This is a genomic window from Marinococcus halophilus, assembly GCF_002265875.1.
GTDB classification, from domain to species: Bacteria; Bacillota; Bacilli; order Bacillales; family Marinococcaceae; genus Marinococcus; species Marinococcus halophilus.
Window position 1 is genome coordinate 39,162 of sequence record NZ_NPFA01000006.1, and the last position, 23,601, is coordinate 62,762.

21 protein-coding genes and 1 pseudogene are annotated in these 23,601 nt (G+C 49.4%); 4 read left to right on the forward strand and 18 right to left on the reverse strand.

What is annotated here, in order from left to right; genetic code table 11:
- Nucleotides 1-91 precede the first annotated feature (91 nt).
- Nucleotides 92-1,210 (reverse strand): glycerol dehydrogenase, encoded by a 1,119-nt coding sequence (locus CHL76_RS07475; protein ID WP_094908196.1) that lies wholly within the window; start codon nucleotides 1,208-1,210, stop codon nucleotides 92-94.
- A gap of 157 nt (nucleotides 1,211-1,367) precedes the next feature.
- Here CHL76_RS07475 and CHL76_RS07480 point away from each other — a divergent pair, with 157 nt between their 5' ends.
- The 3 genes from CHL76_RS07480 (at nucleotide 1,368) to fdhD (ending at nucleotide 4,388) form a co-directional block, all read left to right on the forward strand.
- Nucleotides 1,368-1,886 carry a sigma-70 family RNA polymerase sigma factor gene (locus CHL76_RS07480; RefSeq protein WP_094908197.1) on the forward strand — a complete coding sequence of 173 codons (519 nt, stop codon included), beginning with the start codon at nucleotides 1,368-1,370 and terminating at the stop codon, nucleotides 1,884-1,886.
- Nucleotides 1,887-1,998: 112 nt separating this feature from the next.
- On the forward strand, nucleotides 1,999-3,438 hold the full coding sequence (locus CHL76_RS07485; RefSeq protein ID WP_094908198.1) for an alanine/glycine:cation symporter family protein: 1,440 nt from the start codon (nucleotides 1,999-2,001) through the stop codon (nucleotides 3,436-3,438).
- A gap of 140 nt (nucleotides 3,439-3,578) precedes the next feature.
- Complete coding sequence (gene fdhD, locus CHL76_RS07490; protein ID WP_094908199.1) at nucleotides 3,579-4,388, forward strand: formate dehydrogenase accessory sulfurtransferase FdhD; 810 nt, start codon at nucleotides 3,579-3,581, stop codon at nucleotides 4,386-4,388.
- A gap of 16 nt (nucleotides 4,389-4,404) precedes the next feature.
- Here the strand turns inward: fdhD and CHL76_RS07495 are convergent, their stop codons facing one another.
- From CHL76_RS07495 to CHL76_RS07535, 9 genes are all read right to left on the reverse strand, one after another.
- Nucleotides 4,405-5,061: an MOSC domain-containing protein gene (locus CHL76_RS07495; RefSeq protein WP_079475348.1), complete on the reverse strand. Its 657-nt coding sequence runs from the start codon at nucleotides 5,059-5,061 to the stop codon at nucleotides 4,405-4,407.
- 68 nt (nucleotides 5,062-5,129) lie between these two features.
- Nucleotides 5,130-6,050 carry a DMT family transporter gene (locus CHL76_RS07500; RefSeq protein WP_079475347.1) on the reverse strand — a complete coding sequence of 307 codons (921 nt, stop codon included), beginning with the start codon at nucleotides 6,048-6,050 and terminating at the stop codon, nucleotides 5,130-5,132.
- A 115-nt stretch (nucleotides 6,051-6,165) separates the two neighbouring features.
- A complete protein-coding gene (locus tag CHL76_RS07505) occupies nucleotides 6,166-6,810 on the reverse strand; it encodes a DUF4396 domain-containing protein (protein WP_094908200.1) in 645 nt (214 codons plus the stop codon).
- A gap of 110 nt (nucleotides 6,811-6,920) precedes the next feature.
- A complete protein-coding gene (locus tag CHL76_RS07510) occupies nucleotides 6,921-8,153 on the reverse strand; it encodes a CynX/NimT family MFS transporter (RefSeq protein WP_094908201.1) in 1,233 nt (410 codons plus the stop codon).
- 125 nt (nucleotides 8,154-8,278) lie between these two features.
- Complete coding sequence (locus CHL76_RS07515; protein WP_079475344.1) at nucleotides 8,279-8,803, reverse strand: 5' nucleotidase, NT5C type; 525 nt, start codon at nucleotides 8,801-8,803, stop codon at nucleotides 8,279-8,281.
- 59 nt (nucleotides 8,804-8,862) lie between these two features.
- Nucleotides 8,863-9,954, reverse strand: a complete 1,092-nt coding sequence (locus CHL76_RS07520) for an NAD(P)-dependent alcohol dehydrogenase (protein ID WP_079475343.1) — start codon at nucleotides 9,952-9,954, stop codon at nucleotides 8,863-8,865.
- Nucleotides 9,955-10,007: 53 nt separating this feature from the next.
- Nucleotides 10,008-11,231, reverse strand: a complete 1,224-nt coding sequence (locus CHL76_RS07525; protein WP_079475342.1) for a dicarboxylate/amino acid:cation symporter — start codon at nucleotides 11,229-11,231, stop codon at nucleotides 10,008-10,010.
- Nucleotides 11,232-11,317: 86 nt separating this feature from the next.
- On the reverse strand, nucleotides 11,318-11,836 hold the full coding sequence (locus CHL76_RS07530) for a GNAT family N-acetyltransferase (protein ID WP_094908202.1): 519 nt from the start codon (nucleotides 11,834-11,836) through the stop codon (nucleotides 11,318-11,320).
- Nucleotides 11,837-11,841: 5 nt separating this feature from the next.
- Nucleotides 11,842-12,615 (reverse strand): NAD-dependent epimerase/dehydratase family protein, encoded by a 774-nt coding sequence (locus tag CHL76_RS07535; RefSeq protein WP_094908203.1) that lies wholly within the window; start codon nucleotides 12,613-12,615, stop codon nucleotides 11,842-11,844.
- Between the two features lie 140 nt (nucleotides 12,616-12,755).
- Between CHL76_RS07535 and CHL76_RS07540 the strand changes: the two genes are divergently transcribed.
- Complete coding sequence (locus CHL76_RS07540) at nucleotides 12,756-13,217, forward strand: OsmC family protein (protein WP_079475339.1); 462 nt, start codon at nucleotides 12,756-12,758, stop codon at nucleotides 13,215-13,217.
- Nucleotides 13,218-13,244: 27 nt separating this feature from the next.
- Here the strand turns inward: CHL76_RS07540 and CHL76_RS07545 are convergent, their stop codons facing one another.
- The 8 genes and pseudogenes from CHL76_RS07545 to CHL76_RS07580 all read right to left on the reverse strand — a co-directional run bounded on the left by CHL76_RS07545 (nucleotide 13,245) and on the right by CHL76_RS07580 (nucleotide 23,592).
- Nucleotides 13,245-13,817 (reverse strand): thioredoxin family protein, encoded by a 573-nt coding sequence (locus tag CHL76_RS07545; protein WP_079475338.1) that lies wholly within the window; start codon nucleotides 13,815-13,817, stop codon nucleotides 13,245-13,247.
- A 45-nt stretch (nucleotides 13,818-13,862) separates the two neighbouring features.
- Complete coding sequence (locus CHL76_RS07550) at nucleotides 13,863-14,612, reverse strand: sugar phosphate isomerase/epimerase family protein (protein WP_079475337.1); 750 nt, start codon at nucleotides 14,610-14,612, stop codon at nucleotides 13,863-13,865.
- A 103-nt stretch (nucleotides 14,613-14,715) separates the two neighbouring features.
- Entirely contained in the window at nucleotides 14,716-16,206 is a 1,491-nt protein-coding gene (locus CHL76_RS07555) for a rhamnulokinase (protein WP_094908204.1), read from the reverse strand.
- On the reverse strand, nucleotides 16,203-17,423 hold the full coding sequence (gene rhaI, locus CHL76_RS07560; protein WP_094908205.1) for an L-rhamnose isomerase: 1,221 nt from the start codon (nucleotides 17,421-17,423) through the stop codon (nucleotides 16,203-16,205). Before rhaI ends, CHL76_RS07555 begins: the two co-directional genes overlap by 4 nt.
- A 124-nt stretch (nucleotides 17,424-17,547) precedes the next feature.
- Entirely contained in the window at nucleotides 17,548-19,635 is a 2,088-nt protein-coding gene (locus tag CHL76_RS07565; protein WP_094908206.1) for a bifunctional aldolase/short-chain dehydrogenase, read from the reverse strand.
- Nucleotides 19,636-19,765: 130 nt separating this feature from the next.
- Nucleotides 19,766-21,802 (reverse strand): annotated as a pseudogene (locus CHL76_RS07570) (beta-galactosidase).
- Nucleotides 21,803-21,820: 18 nt separating this feature from the next.
- Nucleotides 21,821-22,645, reverse strand: a complete 825-nt coding sequence (locus tag CHL76_RS07575; RefSeq protein ID WP_179124058.1) for a carbohydrate ABC transporter permease — start codon at nucleotides 22,643-22,645, stop codon at nucleotides 21,821-21,823.
- The gene (locus CHL76_RS07580) at nucleotides 22,642-23,592 is read right to left on the reverse strand and encodes a carbohydrate ABC transporter permease (protein ID WP_079475332.1); all 951 of its coding nucleotides are present in this window, start codon (nucleotides 23,590-23,592) and stop codon (nucleotides 22,642-22,644) included. Before CHL76_RS07580 ends, CHL76_RS07575 begins: the two co-directional genes overlap by 4 nt.
- Between the last annotated feature and the right edge of the window lie 9 nt (nucleotides 23,593-23,601).

The window sequence follows — 23,601 nt, forward strand, 5'->3', positions numbered from 1 at the left end:
ACGCGGGGGAACATACGTCTTTCCCGGAAAAGTTAACACAAAAAGCCGCCGGACGTATAACCCGGCGGCTTTTAGGACTATGCAGATACATTTATTTTAAGCCGTGCTCTTTTTTGTACGCTTTCGCGTATTGGTCGGCTGCCTGCATGGCGCTTACAACGTCATAAGGCGTTAGCGCAAACGGCATATTGTGGCTGCTTTCCCCTTCGGTTAAAGCCGCTTCCGCCACTTTCATTAATTCATCCTCCGAGGCATCTCCGAGGTGCAGATCCTCAAGCGTAATCGGCAGCTCCAGTTGGTAATACAGATCCACATACTTTTCAAACTCTTCTTTCGAACGGTTCTCAAGGGTCAGCTGGCTCAGGGTGCCAAAGGCTACCTTTTCCCCGTGCGTCATATGATGCACCTCTCCGTCGAGAACGGTAAATCCATTGTGAATCGCATGCGCAAGCGCAAGGCCCCCGCTTTCAAAACCAAGGCCGCTCAACAGCGTATTTGCTTCAACAATCTGCTCAAGGGCATGGGTAACAATCTGTCTTTTGTTGGATTCATATGCAAGAAGCCCATACTGAAACAGCGTTTCTTCACATTTTTCTGCGATTGCTGCGCCGGCAATCGTGGAAAGCCCACCGGACATGGCATTGGCGTTTGCCTGAATAGCCATGCGCGCTTCCACCCATGTAGCCATCGCGTCCGCTATACCGGAGGCGAGAAAACGAGGGGGTGCGCCGGCAATGATTTTGGAATCCATTACAATCAAATCCGGATTTTTTGAGTAAAAGCGGTACGATTCAAATACGCCTTCATCCGAGTAAATGACAGAAAGGGCGCTCGTCGGAGCATCGGTAGAAGCCGTCGTCGGAACAATGACGCAGTAAGCATCCGGAATCTGGTCGCGCACCCCTTTGGCCGTGTCGAGCGTTTTGCCGCCGCCGACAGCAACGATCATTTCTGCCCCAGCCGATTTGGCTTCCTCAGTAATCCGGTTGATTTCCCCAGTGGACGCTTCACCGTTAAAGGTAATGTTTACAGCGTCGATGCTTTGTTGCTTGAGGCTTTCCACCACACGGTTACCAGCCAGATTCCATACAAATTCATCTGCAATAACAACTGCTTTACTGCCCATTCCTTTTACATAGGAGCCTACTTCATCGACTACGTCGACGCCCTGCACGTATTTATTTGGACTGATAAATACTTTATTTCCCATTTTGGATTCCTCCAGTTTTAATTTTTTATTCACTCGTTGTCTTCCCTAATACGCGTTATTTTACGCATCAATATTTAAGAACTTATGTTCGATTAAAGGTTGTCATTTTTTACATTAACTGCCTTTTGTACATACGATCTACAAGGAGGTATGCGCATTGACAATAGCATTTCATCAGCAAAAGCTCATTCAGCATTTTTTTGACTCCCCTGACCATCAATACCTGTGGAGTAACGGCGACACACATCAACTCGACGAGGCATTCCGCGACTTTTTTCTGGATGTTAAAAAGCGGGTCTTCATGCAGAAAACGATTTACTGGGCGGCCGTGCACTATGATAAACGGGAGAGAAAGCACCGGGAGCGGTTTCCGCTGGCTGTAGATAACGATGAGGAAGCGTCCGCCACACCTCTTCCAGCTGTTTCTTTCACAGACCAGTACCGCAGCCGTTCACGGGAGCTTGCCGGCCATATTGAAAATCCGGAGCTTTATGACATTATTCAGCAGAGGCCGGAAAAGGAACAAGCCGTATTATACGCCTTATTTATTGAAGGCCGTACAATAACAGAAACAGCCAGGGCAATGAGCATATCCCAGCAGGCCGTTTCGAAAATTAAACAAAAATCTCTCCGCATCCTAAAAACTCAGCTCGAAACCATTCGTAGCTTCCCTTGATAAGTAAATCTTGTTTGTTCTTATCTCTATTTACAGGAATTCCTTGAAAACAGTGTCGGACAGGCCCTGAAAAATGTATAATAGATACAACCTTACTTGAAGGAGGATACATATGGGAAATTGGTTAACAACTGATACATGGTTTTATAACCTTGTAGGCTCTCTCAGTGACGTTATCTGGAGTTATTTGTTAATCGCACTTTTACTTATTTTAGGCGTTTATTTTACCATCCGCACCGGCTTTGTCCAGTTCCGGATGCTTAAAGAAATGTTCGTGCTTTTATTCAAGGAAGGAACCGACCGTTCCGGCTTTAAAGACAGAAAGGGCACGAGTGCTTTTCAGGCATTTGCGATCAGTACCTCTGCCCGTGTCGGCACCGGAAACCTCGCCGGGGTGGCCCTTGCCATCAGTGCCGGCGGACCGGGCGCCATTTTCTGGATGTGGGTCATCGCTATTATCGGTGCCGCTACCGGATTCGTGGAAAGCACGCTTGCACAAATGTATAAAGTAAAGGATAAGGACGGGTTCCGCGGCGGTCCGGCCTATTACATGGAACAGGCGTTGAATGCCCGCTGGCTCGGCATTGTCTTCGCTGTTTTGATTACGCTCTGTTTTGGATTTATTTTCAACGGCGTACAGACTAACACGATCGCCCAGGCGTTCAATGGTGCTTATAATATCCCATCAGTTTACGTCGGGATTGCCATTATGCTTTTGATTGGTGTCATTATTTATGGCGGCATTCGTCGTATTGCTGTAGTAGCTGAAATTATCGTTCCAATTTTTGCTTCGCTTTACGTTATTGCGGCCGTTGTCATTATGATCATTAACATTGCAGATGTCCCACAGGTATTTGGGCTTATTTTCGGCCAGGCCTTCGGGATTCGTGAAGTCGCCGGCGGTACTATTGGGGGCGCTCTCATGCTCGGCATTCAGCGCGGCCTCTTTTCCAACGAAGCCGGTATGGGTAGCGCGCCGAACGCAGCAGCCACTGCTTACGTTAGCCACCCGGTCAAACAGGGGCTCGTCCAGTCCCTTGGGGTTCTCACAGACACGCTGATTATATGCAGCGCGACAGCATTTATTATTCTGCTTTCTGGTACGTATGCGGACGCCGGGGCAAATATTGAAGGGATACAGCTGACTCAGGATGCTCTTGCCTTCCATCTGGGCGGCTGGGCACAAACCTTCGTCTCCCTTGCTATTTTCTTTTTTGCCTTCAGCTCCCTTCTCGGGAATTATTACTACGGCGAAGTAAACGTGGAGTTTATCTCTCCAAAGAGCATTTACGTCCAAATTTTCCGTGTCTGTTTCCTGCTGTTTGTTCTTCTTGGAGCAGCAAGCGGCCTCGAGCTTGTATGGGCCATGGCAGATCTGTTTATGGGCTTAATGGCGGTCGTCAACTTAATTGCGATTGCACTGCTCGGCCACATAGCTGCTGCCGCACTCAAAAACTACCTGGATCAGCGCAAACAAGGCATCGATCCAGTATTTTACAACGACAGTATCCCGGGATTGAAAAACTTAAAAGCCTGGGGCAAAAAACGATAATTACGCAATATCCGGCCTGCATTTCCTTTAGAGGATGCAGGCTTTTTGTGCATTTTTTTCTATATCAGCCGCTTCTCATGATAAGATAAAAGTACAATTACACTCCCGTGCCGGGCACGGATTTTGAAAGGAGTCCCACTATGCCGGACCGCTCCACCGCCATTCAGCCCATCGTCTCCTATTCACCTGAACAGGGCCTTTATGCCGCAGAAGACCAGGTGGCCCTGGAAAAACCAATGACGATTGTCGTAAACGAGGAAGAATTCGCAACGCTTGTATGCACTCCCACGCATGTTGAAGAACTTGTTGTTGGATTCCTCGCATCCGAGGGCGTTATTTTATTCCACCGGGAAATTGAATCAATTTCGCTCGACGATGATCTAGGCTTTGCTTACGTTTCCATCAATTCCAACCGGGTCAAGGAAGCTTCTTTTTACTCAAAACGCGTGATCGGCTCCTGTTGCGGAAAAAGCCGCCAGTTTTATTTTCAGAGCGACGTCCAGACAGCTAAAACAGCTGTTACGAAACGCACGCTGACACCGGAGCAGTGCCTCGGATTTATGAAGGAGATGCAGGATAACAGTCTCGTATTTAAAAATACCGGCGGCGTTCATAACGCTGCCATCTGCGATACAGACGGCATTATCGTTGACCGCTCTGATATCGGCCGTCATAACGCTCTCGATAAGCTGTACGGATACTGTTTAATGAACGGCATCCAGGTGCGCGACAAGGTGCTCGTTTTCAGTGGACGTTTAAGCTCTGAGGTACTGACAAAGGCAGCTAAAATGGGCATGGGGATTATTTTATCCAAGTCCGCTCCGACCAACCTTGCGATCCGCCTCGCAGATGACTTAAATATCACCGCCGTCGGTTTTATCCGTGGCTCCACCTTCAACGTTTATGCTCACGCCGAACGTATCAGCGCTGACGTTCCTGTCACAAAATAAGCACCGGCCCTACGGGTCAGTGCTTATTTTTTAACTTATTCAGCTTTTTATGCAGAGAACTTTTCCATTCCTCCGATAGAGCTGCACACTCCAGCGCTTCTTCAATCTCCCCCGGGTCTTCCGAATGGTACGTGATCCGGTTCACTTCCGCAACACTCAAAGATGTCGTTCTCGCTTCGAGACGAAGCGGCTGGTTTTTTTCCACGATACCCGCCTGCCGTACCCGCAGATAGTAGCCGGAATAGCCGGTTTCCCGAACGTAGAGGGGCAGCTTTTTAATGCCGTGGCGTTTTGCAATCTTATAGCAGGGCTCCCGGGGCTGGCTTATTTCCACGACTGCTTTTCCCCAACGGAAAACATCGCCGACCATTACGTCCTCCTCCACCCCGCTCTGCACTGTCAGGTTTTCCCCAAAACTGCCGTGCGGCAGCGGCTCCTCAAGCGTCCTGCTCCAGTACGCATAATGCTCCCACGGATAGACACAGACCGCTTTCTCCGCTCCCCCGTGATTTTTCTGATCTCCCTGTTCATCCCCTTCCAGGCCTGTCTCCGACAAATACAGGGACTCCTCCCGGCGCTTTGTTTTATTAATAGCCGAAAATATGGGCTTTTCTTTTTCAGCTGATATGTCTTCGGGCCTTCCCGTAAACCATTCCATTACGCGAATATTCATATGCCCCCTCCTTTTCTCCAGTGTACCGGGGGGGCACCCGTTCTGCCAATACGCTCTCTGATTATTATTTATGACTGACGGTTCAAGGACGTTTTTCCGAGCAATTTGCCAAGCAGCGTATCACCGTATACTGTAGCAATAATGGCTGCAAAGACGAGCACAATGCCAAAAGTCTGCCAGAGTGTAAAGGAATCCCCGAAAACAGCTACGCCGATCACGATCGCCACCACCGGCTCGATGATGGAAAGGATCGATGCACGTGAGGATTCCACGTGGGTCAGGCCGGCTGTATATGCTACGTAAGCGACCGTGGTCGCTGCTACCGCAAGCCCGATACCGTTCCACCATACTCCCGGCTCTGTAAAAGCTTCTGCTTTTTCCCACAGGCGGCTTGTAGGCAGTAAAAACAGGCCGCCAAGGATCATGGAATATGTCGTAATCGTCAGCGGATGATACCTTCCGCTTAAAAATTTTCCAAAAATGCTGTAGAGCGCGTAAAAGAAACCAGAAGCGATGCCAAATAGGACAGCCGCTGCTGCGACACTGTCTGATCCGAGCGGGATCAGCCCGACCGCGTACATGCATCCGGTAATCATAATGACGAGTGCCGCTATCTTTCCTGCCGTCAGCGTTTCCTTGAAAATAAATTTGGCAATAATAGCCACAAATAACGGACCCGTGTAAAGCATCACCACTGCCAGAGAAATTCCGGACACCTCCATGACAGAAAAGAAGAAGAAATTAAAAAAAGCAATGCTGATAATACCAGTGCCGACGAACAGCGGCAAATCCTGCCAGCGGATGCGCAGCAGGCTTCTCTCCACAATACTTAAAAACAGGGTAATAATAACCGCCGAAAAAAGCAGGCGAATGCCTACGACCTCCCACGGCGTAAAACCATATGTATATAAATTTTGCACAAACAGCCCTGTCGTGCCCCAAAGAGCTGCTCCCGCCAAAACAAGCAGATACGCTAACCGTGCCGGCATGATTCTCTCTCCTTTTCGCGCTTTACTGTATTATTTATACAAATTAAGCTTATCATACCTCTCAGCCCAACTAACAAAATCTGCATAAAAAACAGAAGACCATATGGCCTTCTGCTTACATCGCGTGCTTAATGCCTTTGTCGACAAGCCACCAGTTTACCGGATAGCTGGTTAAAAATCCGATCACCATCGCGATCTGCATCATAAACCAGAAAGTCGGGCCGGCCGGACTCGGCGGAGTAGCAAAGAACACAAAATGAACAAGCGCCATAAAACCAAACATGCCGATCTGGTAAGCCACAAGGGACAGCGTGTCCGCCTTGGCGGCCTGTTTGACCGCATAGCTTTTACTCATGTGTTCATGCATCGGCAGGATGGATGCCAGCTGAAAGAAAATCCCAAACGTATAGGCGAGGATAAATTCTACGATATAGTCGGCAAACAGTCGCGTGCCTGCAATCGTCCAGCCAAGCGCTACGACAATCGGAATGCCTACCATATCCCCAAGTGCACACCCGGCGCCGCAGTGGCTGGTCGAAGCGACGGTCGACTGCCACATCGGCTTGTCGCCGTGCCCCTTCCGGCCGATATAATAATAGAAAAACAGGCCGAGCGGCCCGGAGTACAACACGGTGAGCGGCCAGACAATATTCATGACCATCATCGGCTGGGGGTTTCTTCGCACATCTACAATAACGATCGCCGTAGAAAGAAATGCGGCTGCCAGGGAAACGACCGCAATAATAGAAATCGTGTCCATCGTATCCTCCTTTTCTTTTTATTCCACTAATAGCGATACCCCGTATCCGTATATTTTACACCTCCCCTATACATTAAAGAAGACTTCCCCCGGCGGAAAGTCTTCTCTATTTATACCTCTTTATTCCGGCCGGCGCCCATACCGGCTACTACCTGAAGCACTGAAACTATCATCAAAATAAGCAGTGCCGGCATCCATGTCTCCCAGGCGTCAAAGGAAGCGCCTACGAGGATTGGCCCGAGCGCAGCCATAAAATAACCTACTGACTGGGCCATTCCGGACAAATCCGCAGCCCGCTGCGGCGTCGAAGCACGTATGCTTAACAGCGCGAGCGCCAGGCTGATGCTTCCACCTTGAGCAAGTCCGATAAACAGCACCGCAATAGTGAGCATAAACGGCGATGTGTTTGTCATGAGCAGCAGCAGACCAAGCACAGCAACTACGCCAATCGCAGCAATTATGCCACGTTGGTGGTGGAACCTGCCGGCAAGAATTGGTGTGAAGAATGTAGCCGGGAGGCTTGCGACCTGCATTAGTGCTACAAGCCAGCCTGCAGCTGCAAGCGGCATATTCCCAAGATTATTTAAAATATCCGGCAGCCAGGTGATGGTCACATAAAATCCGATGGACTGCAGACCCATAAACAGTGTGACCTGCCAGGCAAGCGGGGACCTCCAGATCGACCCTTCCGGCTTGCTGCGCTCCACTGCTTTCACACGGCCGGGCATTTGCAGCTGCCTGTTTTTCAACACAAAACCCCAGCAGGCCATCGCCGCAATTGCCGGCACGATCCAGAACAGAAGCGACCATTGCCATCCCAGCCCGGCACCGGAGGCAAGCGGTACTGAGACCCCTGACCCGACTGCAGCCATTAATACCATCGTGGTCGTATAAATACTGGTCATCACACCGACATTATGTGGAAACGATTCTTTTATAACCCCGGGCAGGAGCACGTTGAGCATCGCAATGCCCGCTCCTACAAGCAGGCTCCCGGCAAACAGAAATACAGCTTCCGGTATATAGCGCATGGCAATACCCGCAATGAGTACCACTACCCCCACCATTAAAGCCCGCTGGTGTCCAATCTTCGCCCCGATCTTCGGAGCCGCTGGCGAAACCGCTGCAAATGTCAGCAGCGACAGAGTCGTAATTAACCCCGCCGTCCCCCTTGTGAGGGAAATATCTTCCCGGATTAACGGGATGAGTGGCCCAACGCTTGTTAGCGCCGGCCTGAGATTGACTGCGAGCATAATGATACCGGCAAACAGAAGGGCAAGCTGCGCTGTTGATAAATGCTGGCCCCGCTTTCGCAGTCGTTCTCCAGTTTGTTCATTCTGCATACTTCTCTCTCCTACGAACGCTTTTCATATTGATTTACTTTACATTCTTTTTTATTGTACAACAACCTTTCTCCCCTATTCTTCCTGTCAGCGCCAAGATTCTCAATTTCAGAACAAAGAAGCGTTTACGTTAAAAAATAACGCCGAATGTCGTCCCAGTGATCGACTCTTGTATAAACTGTATCGTAAATATTGTGCGGGGCGGTGTACAAAATCCCTTTGCCGGAAAAGCGCTCGAAATGTCTGGCATTATCATCGATTAAATAATCCGCATGAATAATACTTTTATCTCCGCAGAACACAAAATTCATATCTCCCAGAAAGGAAAGATGTTCCTTCAGCCATTCATATTTCGCAGCAAACGAGGGGGGAAATTCCATCGCAGCTGTGGTGATAAATACTTCGTATTCACCGGCAAGCTGCTCAATCACTTCAGGAGCTCCGTCCATGACCTTTAGATGCCGAAAAAAAGCCGGCTCATAGAAATAAGCTTTAATCTCGTCATGAAGCTCCGGGTGCAGTGCTTCAAGCTTCATACCTTTGAGATCTTCCGCAGTCACTTTATGCCCGTAATCCCTGTTAAACCTATGTAACAGCGTTGGAAGCGTATTTACCGTCACTTCATCCATATCAATCGCTATTCGTTCCATGTGAAACCTCCTTTTTCAAAGTAAGAAGAAGCCGCGCATATTTGCGCAGCTTCTACCCGCTATTCAAATGTAATTACTGGCTTGATCGTTTTGCCGGCTTTCATGTCTTCGAGGGCCTGCTCCAGTTCTTCAAAGGGATACGTCGTAATTAATTTATCAAAAGGAAATTTGCCCTGTTTATAGTATTCCACAAGCATTGGAATGAAGAGCTTCGGTACAACATCTCCCTCTACGACACCTGACATGGTAGCGTTTGGCACGATGAAATTCTGGTGCACGTGAAATTCGGTGTCCGCACCGGCGCCGACGACTGCCGACTCCCCTTTATAGCGGAGCACGTCCATCGCCTGCTTTGCCAGGGCAGCCACTCCCGTGGATTCAATCGCAAAATCTGCCCCGCCGCCGGTCCACTCTTTTACTTTTTCAACGGCATCTTCGTTTTTGCCATTGATGGTATGGGTCGCTCCGAGCTCTTTTGCCATTTCCAGACGCTCTTCGTTAACGTCTACTGCGATGACCTGCAGAGCGCCAGCAAGATGTGCGGCCATAACGGCGCTCATTCCGACCCCTCCGCAGCCAAATATGACTATCGTATCACCGACGCCTACGTTCAAACGGCTGAGAACCGTGCCTGCCCCGGTCTGGACTCCGCAGGCCAAAGGGCCGAGCATACGAATATCTACGTCATTGCGGACTTTTACCACATTATTAACGGGGGTGACAGCGTATGTGGCAAGCGATCCTTGTCCGAATAAAGAAGAGACTTCCGTGCCGTCACTTTGCAGACGGTGGGTGCCGTCGTTCATGGTACCTCCGAAATTTAAGGCATTAAAATTTTCGCATGCTCCGGGATGCCCTTCCCGGCAGTTGCGGCAGGTGCCGCAGTGTGAAAATGTGATAACCACATGATCGCCGGGTTCGACGTCCTGGACACCGTCACCGACCTTTTCCACCACGCCTGCTCCTTCGTGGCCCAGCGCAATTGGAAGAGGTGTCGGAATTTCCTGCTGCTGCACCCCGAGATCAGTGTGGCAAATACCGGCTGCAGCAACTTTCACCCTCACCTCTCCTGTTTTCGGTTCGTCGAGTTCTGCTTCTGTATGCTGAATGGCGCCAGCTTTTTCACTGACTACCGCCGCCTGGATTTTCATTGTTATCCCTCCTGCTTCGTTCTTCCCTATAAAATAAAAGGGAAAACCGAGAACTAGAAGTGAACGTTCATCCAATTCCTTCCTTCCAGAAATCTCGCCACAAGCATACTCGAAACATTGTCTCCTGCCACGTTTACAGTTGTCGCCGGAGGATCAACAACAATTCCAATAGCAGTAATAATAGGCAAAGCTTCGATAGGCAGACCGTAAAGCGTAACAATCATGATTTCTCCAATAAACCCTCCTCCGGGGACCCCGCTCATCACCATTCCGCTGAGCAGCGCGATTCCAATAGCAGTTAAGTATGTATCTAACCCGGTAAATTCCATTTGGAACACCCCGAAGACAAAAGCTATTTTTAATATGGCTGAGAGACAGGAACCGTCCATATGAATGGTCGCTCCAATAGGAAGTATTGTTTCCCTTATGTCTTTAGGAACACCAGCATTTCTGGCTGCGTTTAAATTCACTGGCAGAGATGCCACGCTGCTGGCTGTACCAAGTGAAGTTACCGCCGGCGCAAAGATATTTTTCCAAAAGCGGCTGAACCCCTGCTTCCCTCCAGCTATCCAGGCATAAAAAGAAAAACCAAAAACAAAATATAAAATAGCTACCGGGTAATAAACTGCTACTGCTTTAGCATATTCCCCGATCAATTGAGGGCCGTATTCTCCTACCAGAGCTGCAAAATAAGCGCCCAGCCCGATTGGTGCATAATAAAGAACCAGAGCCACTATTTTCATGAATACTTCCGAGCCGCTCTGTAAAAAGCTGGCGAATGGCTTTCCCGCTTCTCCTGATAAGCCTGTAGCTACGCCGACAAGCATTGCAAAAACAATTAAAGCAAGCATATTCTCAGTAGAGAAGATATCTATAAAATCAGACACGGTAAACGTTTCTACAAGCTGATCGGCAAACGAGCCTTGTTCTTCCTGCTGGGCGGGCTGCTCTTCGTTTACGCTTACGTTTTCTGCAGGCGGAAAGGCTATAACAGCCGCCAGCATCAGGCAGGAAGAAATAATGCCGGTTACAATAAAAACGATCATCATTGAACCCAGAATACGGCCGAGCCGCTTTACTGAATCCATAACCGCTACCGCTGAAGCAATAGAGAAAAACACAAGCGGCACTACAATAGTAAACATCATATTTAAAAATAAATCACCGAGAGGCTGGACCGCCATGGCATCCTCGCCCCAAATAAAACCCGCTATGCTACCAATAATGATAGCAGCAAGCATAATGACTGGAAACCGGTACGCTTTCCAGGATCCCATGCTTTCACTTCCCTTCCTTTTAACTTTTAAGATAATAAATATTATTATTTATTATACGGAAAGTTGAAGTGGAAAACTATGGAACTTTAAACATTTTTCAAGAAACGAACCATCCAGTGCTCGTCGTTGTAGCCGTCCGCTGTTTTCATCGCTTCTTTTTCTGTCGAAAAAATAGAAAAGCCGCAGGCTTTGTACAGGTGGAGCGCATGCTTGTTTTCACTCACGACGGTTAACTGCACCTGTTCGATCCCGTTTTTATCTGCCTGCTTCAATGCAGCTTCTACGAGTCTGCCTCCAAACCCGCGGCCCCTGAATGCAGGCTTTACATACATAGCCAGAATTGTCGCTTTGTGCTGAAGCTTCTGCATCTGCATAGGGAGCAGGGTGATGACACCCGCAAGCTCGTTTCCGGCTTCGATGCCCCATGTAAAAGACTGGCTTCCCTCCAGTCTTTCTTTATATTTTCGGACCAGACCTGAATTCTGTCTTTCCTCCTCCAAGGTTGAAGCAAAAGCCTCCGGGCTCTCCTCCAAAGCCTGCATCCTAAGCTCTTTGTAAGCTTCAGCATCTTCGCCTCCTAAAATCTTCAGCTCCGCTTCCTGCATACGTTTCACCGCCCGTTTTCTTTTCCAAAGTCCTTCGCCGTAAACTCTCCTCCTTTTTTCGGAGAGCCTCCTCCCTCCACTTCACCGGCGTAATCTTCTGCATTATCCTGTGGCTCGTATCCAATCTCTTTTGCCCGGGTGTTTTTAAATTTTGCCCGGGTGTTGTTTGAAATACCGTAAACAATCAGGTACTCGGGCACCGCACAGGTGAGCGCTGCTTCAAATAAGCGCTCTGCATCACGGGGACTGAACCAGTTTTCTAAATCGTATCCGGACGCCGGCCGCTCCTGAAAATTACAAATGCGCACCCCGATGCCTTTTAACCCAAATTTATCGTGATAATAACGTCCGAGCGCTTCCCCGTATGCCTTACTGACTCCATACAGCGTGTCAGGCCGCACTGGTGAGGCTTCGTCCACCCATTCGTCCGCCGGATAAAAGCCGACAGCATGGATACTGCTTGCAAAAATCAATCGTTCCACGCCTGCCTCGGCTGCTGCCTCCATCATATGAAACGTACCTGTTATGTTCACCTGCTCAATTGATTCAAAGTCCGTCTCAACCGGGATACCTCCCAGATGAATAACCGCATCCACCCCGTGCATCAGCTCGCGGACCTCCGCTTTGCTTGTAATATCTGCTTCCATGAATGTTTCTTCATTTGTTAAACCCTCTGGAGCTTTCGTGTCTGTCAGCACGAGTTTAAATCGTTTCGACAGATAGCTTCTGAGCACGGTGCCGATTGTGCCCGCCGCTCCCGTTAGTAATACTGTCTGCATGTGTAAGCCTCCCGTTTTATAGCATACTCTTCCATAGACCTTTTTCTTGTATTTGAAACGTGCTGCAGGCACTTTTTTTGCTTTTCGTTCCTTTATTTTTTATCCTCAGGGAAAGACTTTATATAAAGAAGGGATCCCTTATGGCTATTGAACATTTTCATTTAACGGCAGAATGGCCCGGTGGCCGCAATGCCGTCGGCTCTATTGATGCCGGACAGCTGAAAACAAATATTTCAATTCCGCAAGAAATGGACGGCCCGGGCATTGGCACAAATCCTGATGAAATGCTTCTCGGTGCCGCAGCCACGTGCTATATTATTACGCTCGGTGCCATGCTTGAGCGGGCGGAGCTTCCCGTTGCCTCCATGGAGCATACAAGCGAAGGCCGTGTAGATGTCACAAACGGCGTGTTTACGTACAAAGAAATTATTCATCGTCCGGTAATCACCCTGGAGAAGGACGCATCTGAAAAGCAAATAGAAAAAGCACAAAAGCTGATCGAAAAAGCGGAAACGGCCTGCATGATTTCCCGGGCCATCCAGGGGAATGTGGCTCTTACCCTGGAGCCAACACTCCGCCGCGCAGAGAAAGCCCGCACCTGAAAAAGGCGCGGGCTTTTTTGATAGCCGTCAGCTCTGCTCCAGCAGATTAGTCAGTTCATAAACGACCAGCCGCTGATAGTCTGCATCGTCTCCGTATCTGGAAAAAATATTTTCATATGCTGCCGAGCGTTCATCTGCATACGATTCATCATTTTCTGTGAGCCCAAGGCTTTTAAAATGCTTCATTGGCTCCTGCACAAAAGCAGGCCTTGGTCCCCAGCTGAAATAAACCTTTCCGTGTTCATCAGAAACGATCACTTTCGGCACTGAAGTGCCGCCAAGGGTGCGGAATTGATCGATAAAATCGGGATGGTCTTCCTGAATAAACACTTCCACCGGAATACCGGCTTTTCGCATTACTTCCACGATCACCGGGAAATTTCGGTGCACATCCCCGCACCAGTCGGATGCGAGGATAGAGCAGTGCAGATCCTCCCGCGACTGCAGGGCGAGCAGCTTGTCTTCCGGGTGATGGTTCCAGGAGAAAGCGGCCTGCCACGGCTCCATTTTCTCCCGGTACGTTGGGCGCATGCGTTCAACAAAATCGTCTACGGCCAGACCCTGGCCTGTTTTATCTGAAATATCAAAAGCGGATGGCATAATTATCGTCCTCCTTGATAGTTCTCTTCCTCAGCTGCCGTTTCTTTAAACAAACGTATTCTGAATGTAATCCATGCTTATACGGACGCTTTCCAGCGGCTTCCGCCGCGAAGCATCCTGCTCCACAATCTGCCAGGAAGCCCCGGACTCCTCTGCTTTTTTCATAATCGCCTTAATATCCATTTTTCCTTCACCGAGTTCTGCAAAAAATTCCTCGCCGTCTGCAGTCATGTCTTTAATATGCACAAGTGAAAGCCGGTCCCTGAGCCGGTCCATCCAGGCAAAAGGGTCTTCCCCCGCCTTCTGTACCCAGTATGTATCAAGCTCCACCTGCACGTGCTCCGGTTTCATTTCCTCGAGCATCACTTCAAACGGCAGTCGCCCTTCGAGCGGGAGCAGTTCAAAATCATGGTTATGATACGAAAATGTGATGCCTTCCTTCCGGCACGTTTTTCCAATCCTGTTTAGTTCCTTTGCCGTCTGCTTATAGGCCTTCAGACTCGAACGTCTCTCTTCATCGAGGTAGGGGCAGACAATGTGGCGGCATCCAAGTGCCAGATGCTTTTCTATTACCCCGCCCAGGTCATCCTGCAGCTCCTCCAATGGCACATGGCTCGATACTGCCTGAAGGCCAATATTCTTCATAGTCCCTGCGAGCTCCTCCGTACCGAAGCCGCCGTTCTGGCCGGCCAGCTCCACCGCTTTGTACCCCATGGTCCTCACCTGCTGGAGCGTGCCAATAAAATCCTCTTCAAGCTCGTTTCGAAGCGTGTAAAGCTGCAGCGCAATATTCATAGCTTCATCCCCTTTTGGTAAACGTTTACATATAGTATAAACGTTTTTACTGCTCTATACAAAAATGACCCCCGGGATAAGCACCCGGAGGCCATTTGTTTCACTATGCTCTTTTAGCTTGGGACAAACCGTTTCCAAGCCCTGTCTTTTCACAGAATGACTCATACTCCGTGTTCCAGGAGGTATGTTCCTTTGGGGAAAAGGCGCTTACTTCCACTGCTTCGCGAATATATCTGCGTGCTTCGTGCCGGTCTTTGATTTTCCCGGCAGCGGTCAGCTGTACTGTAATATTGCCAAGAGCACTCGCTTCCTTCGGCCCTGTCCATACGTTACGCCCAAGGGCATTTGCCGTAAACTGGGAAAGGTACGTATTTTTAATACCGCCCCCGACCATATACAATCCGGAAAAAGACTGGCCGGAAAGCTGTTCCGTACGCTCGAGAACGTGTCGGTATTTCATGGCCAGACTTTCCATGATACACCGCACAATCTCCCCTTTTGTTTCAGGAACCTTCTGTCCGCTCTCCCGGCAATACTGTTGAATTTGGGCAGGCATATCCGCCGGGTGCAGGAACTGGAGGTCGTCCGGATCAATATATGACTGAAAAGTCGGCGCTTCTTCCATTTGCGCAAGCAGCGCTTCATGGGAGACATTATCGCCGCGCCAGGCACGTCGGCACTCCTCGAAAATCCAAAGCCCCATAATGTTTTTCAGCAGTCGGAAGGTCCGTTCTACACCGCCTTCGTTCGTGAAATTCCATTCAAACGCTTCTGGAGTGGTATTGGGTTCTTCAATTTCCGTCCCCATCAGCGACCACGTGCCACAGCTCAAATAGGCAAAAGAAGAAGATGCTGCCGGGACACCGGCCACTGCTGCTCCTGTATCATGCTCGGCGCTGGTGTAGACAGGAATCGCCGGCACCTGCAGCTCCTGCTGCAGATCCTGACGCAGCTCTCCTACCCGGGTACCCGGCATCACGACATCAGCCATCCACTCCCGCGGGACTCCAATCGCCTTCAACAGTTCTCCGTCCCAATCCATCGTTCGCGGATTAAACAGCTGAGTGGTAGTTGCATTTGTAAATTCGCTTTTCATTTCTCCCGTTAAAAAATAGCGCAGCAGATCAGGAATCATTAAGAGTGTCCGTGTTTCCTTTAAAACCGGGGAATCAGCTTTTACCATAGCTTCTAGCTGATAGATTGTGTTAAACGGCAGAAACTGGATACCTGTGCGTTCAAAAATAAATTTTTTGCCGATACGCTCCGTTACCTGCTCCATTACTCCATCTGTGTGAGCATCACGGTAATGGTACGGATGACGCAGCAGTTCCCCGTCCTGGCCCACACAGCCGAAATCGACTGCCCAGCTGTCGATGGCGATGCTTTCAATGTCCTGGCGCTCTTCGTAAGCTGCACGAATGCCTTCCTTCAACTCATGAAAAATGCGGTAGATATCCCAGTGAAATCGTCCGTTCACCCGTACTGGTTCATTTTTAAAGCGGTGCACGTCCATCGTTTCGAGCCTCCCGGCTTCGATCCAGCCAAGCACGGCTCTTCCGCTGCCTGCCCCTAAATCGAACGCGAGTACACTCACCAGCTGGCACCGCCTTTGCCGCGGGAAAGAATTTTCTCTCCATAGCCGCTGGAATAGTAAGCGTCCATCGGCTTCACGGAAGCGCCCGTTTCTTCCCGGAAAGCTTCAAGAAGCGGCGTAACGTCCGCCTCAAAAGCGGAACGGATTGCACGCTCTGCTCCGAGAACATCCTGTTTTTCCTGAGCAGTCCGAAGCTCTTCCAAATTCACCAGGCACGCTTTAGCATACATTGTCTGAACGTTTTCAATCGAGCGGATCATAGCTGGAATTTTCGGCTCCAGGTTGTGGCACTGGTCGAGCATATAAGCAATATTTTCGGCGTTTTTGCGAACCGCCGGATCCGGATCTTCTTCAGCCTGTACAATCTGCTGAAGAATCAAAAATACTTCATAAGGGTCGTGGGCGCCGACAATAAGGTCATCGTCTGCATACTTGCGGCTGTTAAAGTGAAACCCGCCGAGCTTCTGTTCATCAAGCAGATACGCCACAATATGCTCGATGTTAGTCGCCTGTGGATGATGGCCGGTATCTACCAGTACTTCCGCTTGACTGCCGAGCTTGTTGGCTGCGTTAAAAGCCATCCCCCAGTCTGCAAAATCAGTGTGATAAAATCCTGGTTCAAAAAACTTGTATTCGATCAGCATGCGCATCGAATCGTCCAACGCGTCATACATGCTTTTCAGCCCTTCAAGCATCCAGTTTTTCCGTTTTCGAAAGTCTGCCTGTCCCGGGTAATTGGTGCCATCGGCAAACCAGAGGCTTAATACATTGGAGTCAACTTTCCTCGCAATATCAATGCATTCAAGCAAGTGGTCAAGCGCCTTCCGGCGGATCGCCGGGTCCGTATTGGTTAAACTGCCAAATTTATAATCATCATCCTGAAACAGGTTCGGATTCACTGCTCCAATGCTTACACCAAGACCTTCTGCATGCGTTTTCAAGTCTTTGTAATTATCGACTTTATCCCACGGGATGTGAATCGCCACTGCTGGACTTGAACCCGTATGCTTGTGCACCTGGGCCGCATCCTCCAGCTTTTCAAAGGGATCCCGCGGTATGCCTTCTTGCTGGAATACTTTAAAACGGGTGCCGGAATCGCCAAAGCCCCAGGAAGGTGTTTCAACCTGCAGCTTCTGCAATTTCTTTTTTACCGCTTCAAGATCAATACCCCTTGCCTGCTGCTGTTTTTCGAATAATGTATAATGACGGTCGCTCATGTGTCATCCTCCTATCTCTATTTCCAACGCGGTCCGCACCAAGGCAGTTCCGCTGGCTCTCTGCTTTGTTCAGGAGGGGCAGGCCCGCCGGTACCTACCGGCAGGCAGCTCCTTGTTTATTTACTTAGCGTGTAAAGGCCGCTGGTACACCACCGTCTACGGTCAGCATGCATCCGGTCGTTTTTTCTGATTTCGTTGAAGCGAAGAAAGCGATCGCTTCCGCAATATCCTCCGGATAAATATTAACGAGAAGCGTTGTACGCTTACGGTAGTGCTCATCCAGCTCGTCGGGGTCAATTCCGTAGGCTGCCGCCCGTTCTTCCTTCCACGAAGATGACCAAATTTTCGATCCCTGCAGCACGGCGTCCGGCAGAACAGAGTTCACACGGATGCCGTACTCGCCGCCTTCTGCTGCGATGCAGCGTGCAAGATGGGTTTCAAGCGCCTTTGCCGAGCTGTAGGCCGCTGCATTTTTTCCGGCATATACCGAGTTTTTAGATCCCACAAAAACCATGTTTCCTCCCGTTCCCTGTGCTTTCATCTGCGTGAATGCTTCACGCGCCACCAGGAAGTAGCCGGTACCAAGTACGTCCATGTTCAGCTGCCACTGCTTCAGCGTCGTTTCGTCGAGCGGGCTTGAAGAAGCCAGGCCGGCGTTATTCACGATGATGTCCACGCCTCCGTACTGCAGCGCTGCTTCCTTGAAAGCAGCTGCGACAGCTTCTTCAGAAGTGACATCCATTGCCACGTCATATGCCCGTTCTTCTCCGTAGGCTTGCGTATATTCGTCGGCTTTTTCTTTTGCTCCGTCGGCGTTTAAGTCGGCAATTACGACATGAGCGCCGTCCCCGAGCAATTCACGGCAGGCCGCCGAACCGATCCCGCCGGCTCCTCCGGTAATAAATGCAACCTGTCTCGAGAATTCTGCTTCCGGCGGAGCAAGAGAAAGCTTATACAGCTCGAGCGGCCAGTACTCCACATTGTACGATTCGTTCTCTGACAGGGAAACAAATGATCCAAGAGCCGTGCTTCCTTTCATGACAGCAATCGCACGGTGATAAAGCGCTCCACTTACGTTGGCCATCCGTTTGTCCTTACCGGTATTGACCATGCCTACACCTGGAATCAAAATAACGCGGGGCGCCGGCTCAAACATCGTGTCGCCTTCATTCTTGTTTCGTTCAAAGTACTGGGTATATTCCTGCTTGTATGTCTCCACCCCTGTTTTTATTTTTTCAATCAGGACGTCTTTACCTTCCGATGGTTTCCAATCAACAAACAGAGGCGTTCTTTTCGTGTGCACAAGGTGGTCAGGGCAAGCAGCGCCCACCTGGGACAGTTCAGGTGCGTCTTTACTGTTCACAAATTCAAGCACCGCTTCGTCATCGGAGTAAGAGAGGATCATTTTTTTATGATCACTCACCGCTCCCCGGATAACCGGCATTACTTCGGCAAGCAGTTCCTTGCGTTCTTCTTCCGGCAGCGCCTTTGTATCTTCCCCTCCAAAAACGGTTTGTTGGCTTTCCTGTGTTTTTACAATATAGTCTTCTGCTTCCTGAATTACCTCAATGGTCTGGTCATAGCTTTCTTTCGATGTTTCTCCCCATGTAACCAGGCCGTGTTTTTCCATCAGCACCATTTCTGCTTTTGGATTCTCCTGTACACCTTCAGCAATCATTTTCGAAAGAGTGAATCCAGGGCGGACGTACGGTACCCAGACAAAACGGTCCCCGAATATTTCCCGGGCAATATCTTTACCGTTGTCTGCGCAGCAGATACTAATAATGGCATCCGGGTGGGTATGATCTACATGTTTAAAAGGCAGAAAAGCGTGCAGAAGTGTTTCAATGGACGAACGTGGATGACCCGGGTCGATCATGCAGTGACGCAGGTATGCCACCATTTCCTCGTCCGGCATCTCTTCACGTTCCATTAACGGACGAATATCCTCCATGCTCAAAGCAGTAAAGTGTTTTTCTTCCATAGTCGCAAGGTCCGAACCGCTTCCTTTCACCCACATTACTTCGATGTCCCTGCCCCGGAAGTCTTTTTCTGTGGTCTTTAATGACGTATTCCCACCGCCCCAGTTGCATACGGAGCGGTCCTGCCCCAGCAGGTTGGAACGATAGCGAAGCTGCTCTACGCCGGTTTTGAACTTGGATGCTTCGTTCTCATTCCAGAGGTTTTTCACCTTTTTAACGTTTGTAATCATTATTCACCCTCCATTTAATCTTCTTTAAGCGTTTTCATACACCTATCCTATCATAAATAACAGCAAAAACAAACATAAAACAAAATAAAACAAATGAAATTCACTATTATTTTCCTTGCCGCCTTCGGCTTTACTCTTTGTGCTCTTTGCGGAGAATACGAGCGTCATTTTTTTCTAAATTACAATGGAAAGCAAGCAATTCATCTGTTAGCAGATCCGTATATCTTCCGTTCAGTTCCGCCTGCGCCGGCACCCTGGAGTGATTCAGCAAAAATAAGTACTGCTCTCCGTTTTTAACTCTTTCGGCTGCTTCCACACCCTCAGAAGCCCACGGGACCAAAGGGGAAATATTTTTTCCCTCTGTGATTGTTGCAATTAAATCATGCAGAGCCTGGGATTCCATATGGGAAGCGATGTACCAGGCCTCGCCTTTACCGAATTGGTTTTTCGTTATCACAGGCATGCCGGCGTAAAAATCATTTTCGTAGACCGCTACCACTTCCGCCCCTTCAGAATGAAGCAGATCAAACAAATACCGGCATTCATACGCCCCTTTCAGCTGGCCGACAGGGAGCGTAACAGCCGCTGTGTTCGTATAAGCTGGCGGCAGTGCGTCGATTTCTTCCACCCATATCCCGAGCACCTTTCGAAGCGGGCCCGGGTAGCCTCCCAGGTGCACCCGATCCGATTCGTCCGCGACGCCGCTGAAATACGTGGTCACAAAGGTGCCTCCCTGAGCCGTGAAGCTTTCCACCCGTTTGGCCCATGCTTCTTTAACCATATACATCATTGGGGCGATGACAATGTCGTAGCCGCTCCAGTCCTGCTCCGGGTGCACTATATCCACCGGAATATGCTGGTCAAAGAAGGCCCGGTAATAGGCATGAACTTCCTGCACATAATCAATCTCCACCGACGGCCCACTGGAAAGTTCAGCCGCCCACCGGGTTTCCCAGTCATAAAGAATTGCAGCACGGGCGCGGCTCGTGCTGTCTGTCAACACGTCCCCGAGCTTTTGAAGCTCCTCTCCGAGCGCAGCAGACTCCCGAAAGACACGTGTATGTTCATGGCCGGCATGCTCAATAACAGCGCCGTGAAACTTTTCAGTCGCTCCAGGCGAACGCCGCAGCTGAAAGAACTGTACTGTATCTGCCCCGTGGGCCACGGCCTGGTAGCTCCACATCCGCATTACTCCCGGACGTTTTAAAGAATTATACGGCTGCCAGTTTTGCTGGCTCGGGGTCTGCTCCATCAGCATAAACGGCTGCCCCTGCTTCAAGCCCCGCATCAGGTCATGGGTCATGGCGGTTTCGCTCGGAGGTGTTTCCATCCCGGGATAGTTATCCCAGGACACCACATCCAAGTAAGGCGCCCACTGAAAATAATCAATCCCTTCGTATGTTCCCATGAAATTAGTGGTGACCGGAAGATTCGGTGTATAGGTTTTAATCGCTTCGTATTCCTTATAGTAGCAGGCCAGCAGCTGATCACTCATGAACCGTCGGTAATCCAGCGAAATCCCCTGATTGTCCGTTTCCCCTCTTTCCCGCTCTTCGCTCAGCGCATTCGGGACCACGATTTCGTCCCACTCATAAAACGTATGGCCCCAGAATGCAGTGTTCCATGCATGGTTGAGGGCATTCAACGTGCCGTATTTTTGCTGCAGTCATTCACGAAAGGCCTGTTCACAAAGGCTGCAGTAGCATCGCCCCCCGTATTCATTAGACACATGCCAGGCAAGCACTGCCGGGTGGCCCTGGTACCGATCCGCCAGAAAGGCAGCCATACGCCCCGCGTATTCCCGGTAGACCGGACTGCTCGGACAAGAATTATGGCGGCCGCCGAATTTTCGTTTCCGTCCGTAAAAGTCCACCCGCAGTACTTCCGGGTACTTTTTGGCCATCCACGCCGGGTGCGCCCCGGTCCCTGTTGCCAAGCACGTATAAATGCCGGCTTCATATAAACGGTCAATCAAACGATCCAGCCACTCTGCTTCATAGCTGTGATCATCGACCTGAATTTTTTCCCAGGAAAAGACGTTTAAGGTCACCACATCAATGCCCGCCAGTTGAAACATCCGAATATCTTCCTCTATCGTCTCATCCGGCCACTGTTCCGGATTGTAATCCCCGCCGTACCAGATTTTCGGTAAACTTTCATGAATCATCTTAATTCCCCCGTTCGGTTATTCTTTTACGGAACCACCAATAATTCCGGAAATAAAGTATCTTTGTAAAAATAAGAAAATAATAAATATAGGCAGAATCGAAATAGCGGCTCCCGTCATTAACACCCCGTAGTCAATCGAACGCTGGCCGGCAATTGTAGCGAGAGCCACCGGCAGTGTGTACATGTCTTCAGAAATCAAAGCAATCAACGGCCATAAGAAATTGTTCCACTGGTGTGTGAATAAAAAGATGGACACTGCTGCAATGGCCGGTATCATGGTCGGAAGAGCGATCCGGAAGAAAATATACAACTCGCCCGCCCCATCTACTCTTGATGCTTCAATCAGAGAATCCGGTATCGACTGCATGTTCTGCCGCATAAGGAAAATCGCAAATGGATAGGCCAGCTGGGGCAGTATAATCGCCGCGTACGTATCGAGCAGGCTAAATGAAGCAAACAGTTCAAACTGCGGAATGACGAGAGCCTGGTAAGGCACCATCATCGACAGAAGAAAAATGCCGAAAATGAGCTCTTTTCCCTTGAATTGATATTTTGCGAAAGCAAATCCGGCAGCCGCACTGATAACTCCGCCAAGTACTGTGTAAACGATCGTAATAAATGCTGAATTAAACAATGCCTGCCATATGTCAATCTGGCTTAATAAGCTTTGAATATTTTCAATCAAGTGTCCACCCGGAATGAAGTTAGGGGGAATACTCAGTGTCTCTCCCGACGGGTTAGTGGCGCCGACAATCATCCAATAAAACGGCCCTACGGTTAAGATGACCCCGAACGTGAGTACAATATAGAAAGCTATTTTTTGCAGTTTCACTTCTGTCATTTTCGTTCACCGCCCAATCTGAACTGCAGGAATGAAAGAATTGCTATGATAACTACGACTACGTAGGCAATCGCAGAAGCGTATTCAAAGTCAAAATACTCAAACCCGTTTTCATACAAGTACATGGTAATAGTAGTTGTCGCATTCACCGGCCCTCCGCCTGTCAGGGTGTACGGCTCGTCAAACAGCTGCAGCGTACCAATTGTAGAAATGATGGCTGCAAATAAAATCACCGGACGAAGCTGCGGTATAGTAATGGAAAAAAACTGTCGTACCTTTCCTGCGCCATCGATACGTGCCGCTTCGTATAAATCGTTGGAAATATTCTGCAGTCCGGCGAGGAGAATGATCATGTTGTAGCCGGTCCACCGCCACAGCATCACGAGTACTAACGATACCTTAGCCCAAAACGGATTGTTCAGCCATCCTACGGGTTCAAGTCCTACCGTCGTCAGCAAGTAGTTGATAAGCCCATAATCCGGATTCAACAGCAGCAGAAAAATTACAGATGCTGCTACCAGGGAAGTAACTGCCGGCGTGAAGAAAGCCACCCGGAAAAACCCTTTCATTTTCAAAAACGCTGAATTCATCAACACCGCTAAAATAACTGCCAAAAAAATCATAATCGGCACCTGCAGCACAAGTAACAACAGCGTGTTTCCTAAAGCCTGGTAGAAAATTGGGTCCTGAAATAAACGTACATAGTTGTTCAGGCCGACAAATACGCGCTCCCCGGCCTCCGTTGTTTGAAAGCTCAGCCAGAATGAAGCAATAATCGGATAAGCCGTAAATATTAAAAACAAAAGCACAGCTGGGAGTAAAAGCACGTATGGAGCTGTTTTTACTGTAAACCATGTTCTTTTCACCGGCCTGCCTCCAGGGTCCGGTGAAGACCCTTTCTCCTCCGTTTCTGTCTCCCAGTTCGTTTCTTCGGATGGATAACTCATATTTACCGC

Coding starts and splice junctions, on each gene's coding strand:
- CHL76_RS07475 (WP_094908196.1), bottom strand. CDS start 1,210: ATGGGAAATAAAGTATTTATCAGTCCAAATAAATACGTGCAGGGCGTC.
- CHL76_RS07485 (WP_094908198.1), top strand. CDS start 1,999: ATGGGAAATTGGTTAACAACTGATACATGGTTTTATAACCTTGTAGGC.
- fdhD (WP_094908199.1), top strand. CDS start 3,579: ATGCCGGACCGCTCCACCGCCATTCAGCCCATCGTCTCCTATTCACCT.
- CHL76_RS07495 (WP_079475348.1), bottom strand. CDS start 5,061: ATGAATATTCGCGTAATGGAATGGTTTACGGGAAGGCCCGAAGACATA.
- CHL76_RS07500 (WP_079475347.1), bottom strand. CDS start 6,050: ATGCCGGCACGGTTAGCGTATCTGCTTGTTTTGGCGGGAGCAGCTCTT.
- CHL76_RS07505 (WP_094908200.1), bottom strand. CDS start 6,810: ATGGACACGATTTCTATTATTGCGGTCGTTTCCCTGGCAGCCGCATTT.
- CHL76_RS07510 (WP_094908201.1), bottom strand. CDS start 8,153: ATGCAGAATGAACAAACTGGAGAACGACTGCGAAAGCGGGGCCAGCAT.
- CHL76_RS07515 (WP_079475344.1), bottom strand. CDS start 8,803: ATGGAACGAATAGCGATTGATATGGATGAAGTGACGGTAAATACGCTT.
- CHL76_RS07520 (WP_079475343.1), bottom strand. CDS start 9,954: ATGAAAATCCAGGCGGCGGTAGTCAGTGAAAAAGCTGGCGCCATTCAG.
- CHL76_RS07525 (WP_079475342.1), bottom strand. CDS start 11,231: ATGGGATCCTGGAAAGCGTACCGGTTTCCAGTCATTATGCTTGCTGCT.
- CHL76_RS07530 (WP_094908202.1), bottom strand. CDS start 11,836: ATGCAGGAAGCGGAGCTGAAGATTTTAGGAGGCGAAGATGCTGAAGCT.
- CHL76_RS07535 (WP_094908203.1), bottom strand. CDS start 12,615: ATGCAGACAGTATTACTAACGGGAGCGGCGGGCACAATCGGCACCGTG.
- CHL76_RS07540 (WP_079475339.1), top strand. CDS start 12,756: ATGGCTATTGAACATTTTCATTTAACGGCAGAATGGCCCGGTGGCCGC.
- CHL76_RS07545 (WP_079475338.1), bottom strand. CDS start 13,817: ATGCCATCCGCTTTTGATATTTCAGATAAAACAGGCCAGGGTCTGGCC.
- CHL76_RS07550 (WP_079475337.1), bottom strand. CDS start 14,612: ATGAATATTGCGCTGCAGCTTTACACGCTTCGAAACGAGCTTGAAGAG.
- rhaI (WP_094908205.1), bottom strand. CDS start 17,423: ATGAGCGACCGTCATTATACATTATTCGAAAAACAGCAGCAGGCAAGG.
- CHL76_RS07565 (WP_094908206.1), bottom strand. CDS start 19,635: ATGATTACAAACGTTAAAAAGGTGAAAAACCTCTGGAATGAGAACGAA.
- CHL76_RS07575 (WP_179124058.1), bottom strand. CDS start 22,645: ATGACAGAAGTGAAACTGCAAAAAATAGCTTTCTATATTGTACTCACG.
- CHL76_RS07580 (WP_079475332.1), bottom strand. CDS start 23,592: ATGAGTTATCCATCCGAAGAAACGAACTGGGAGACAGAAACGGAGGAG.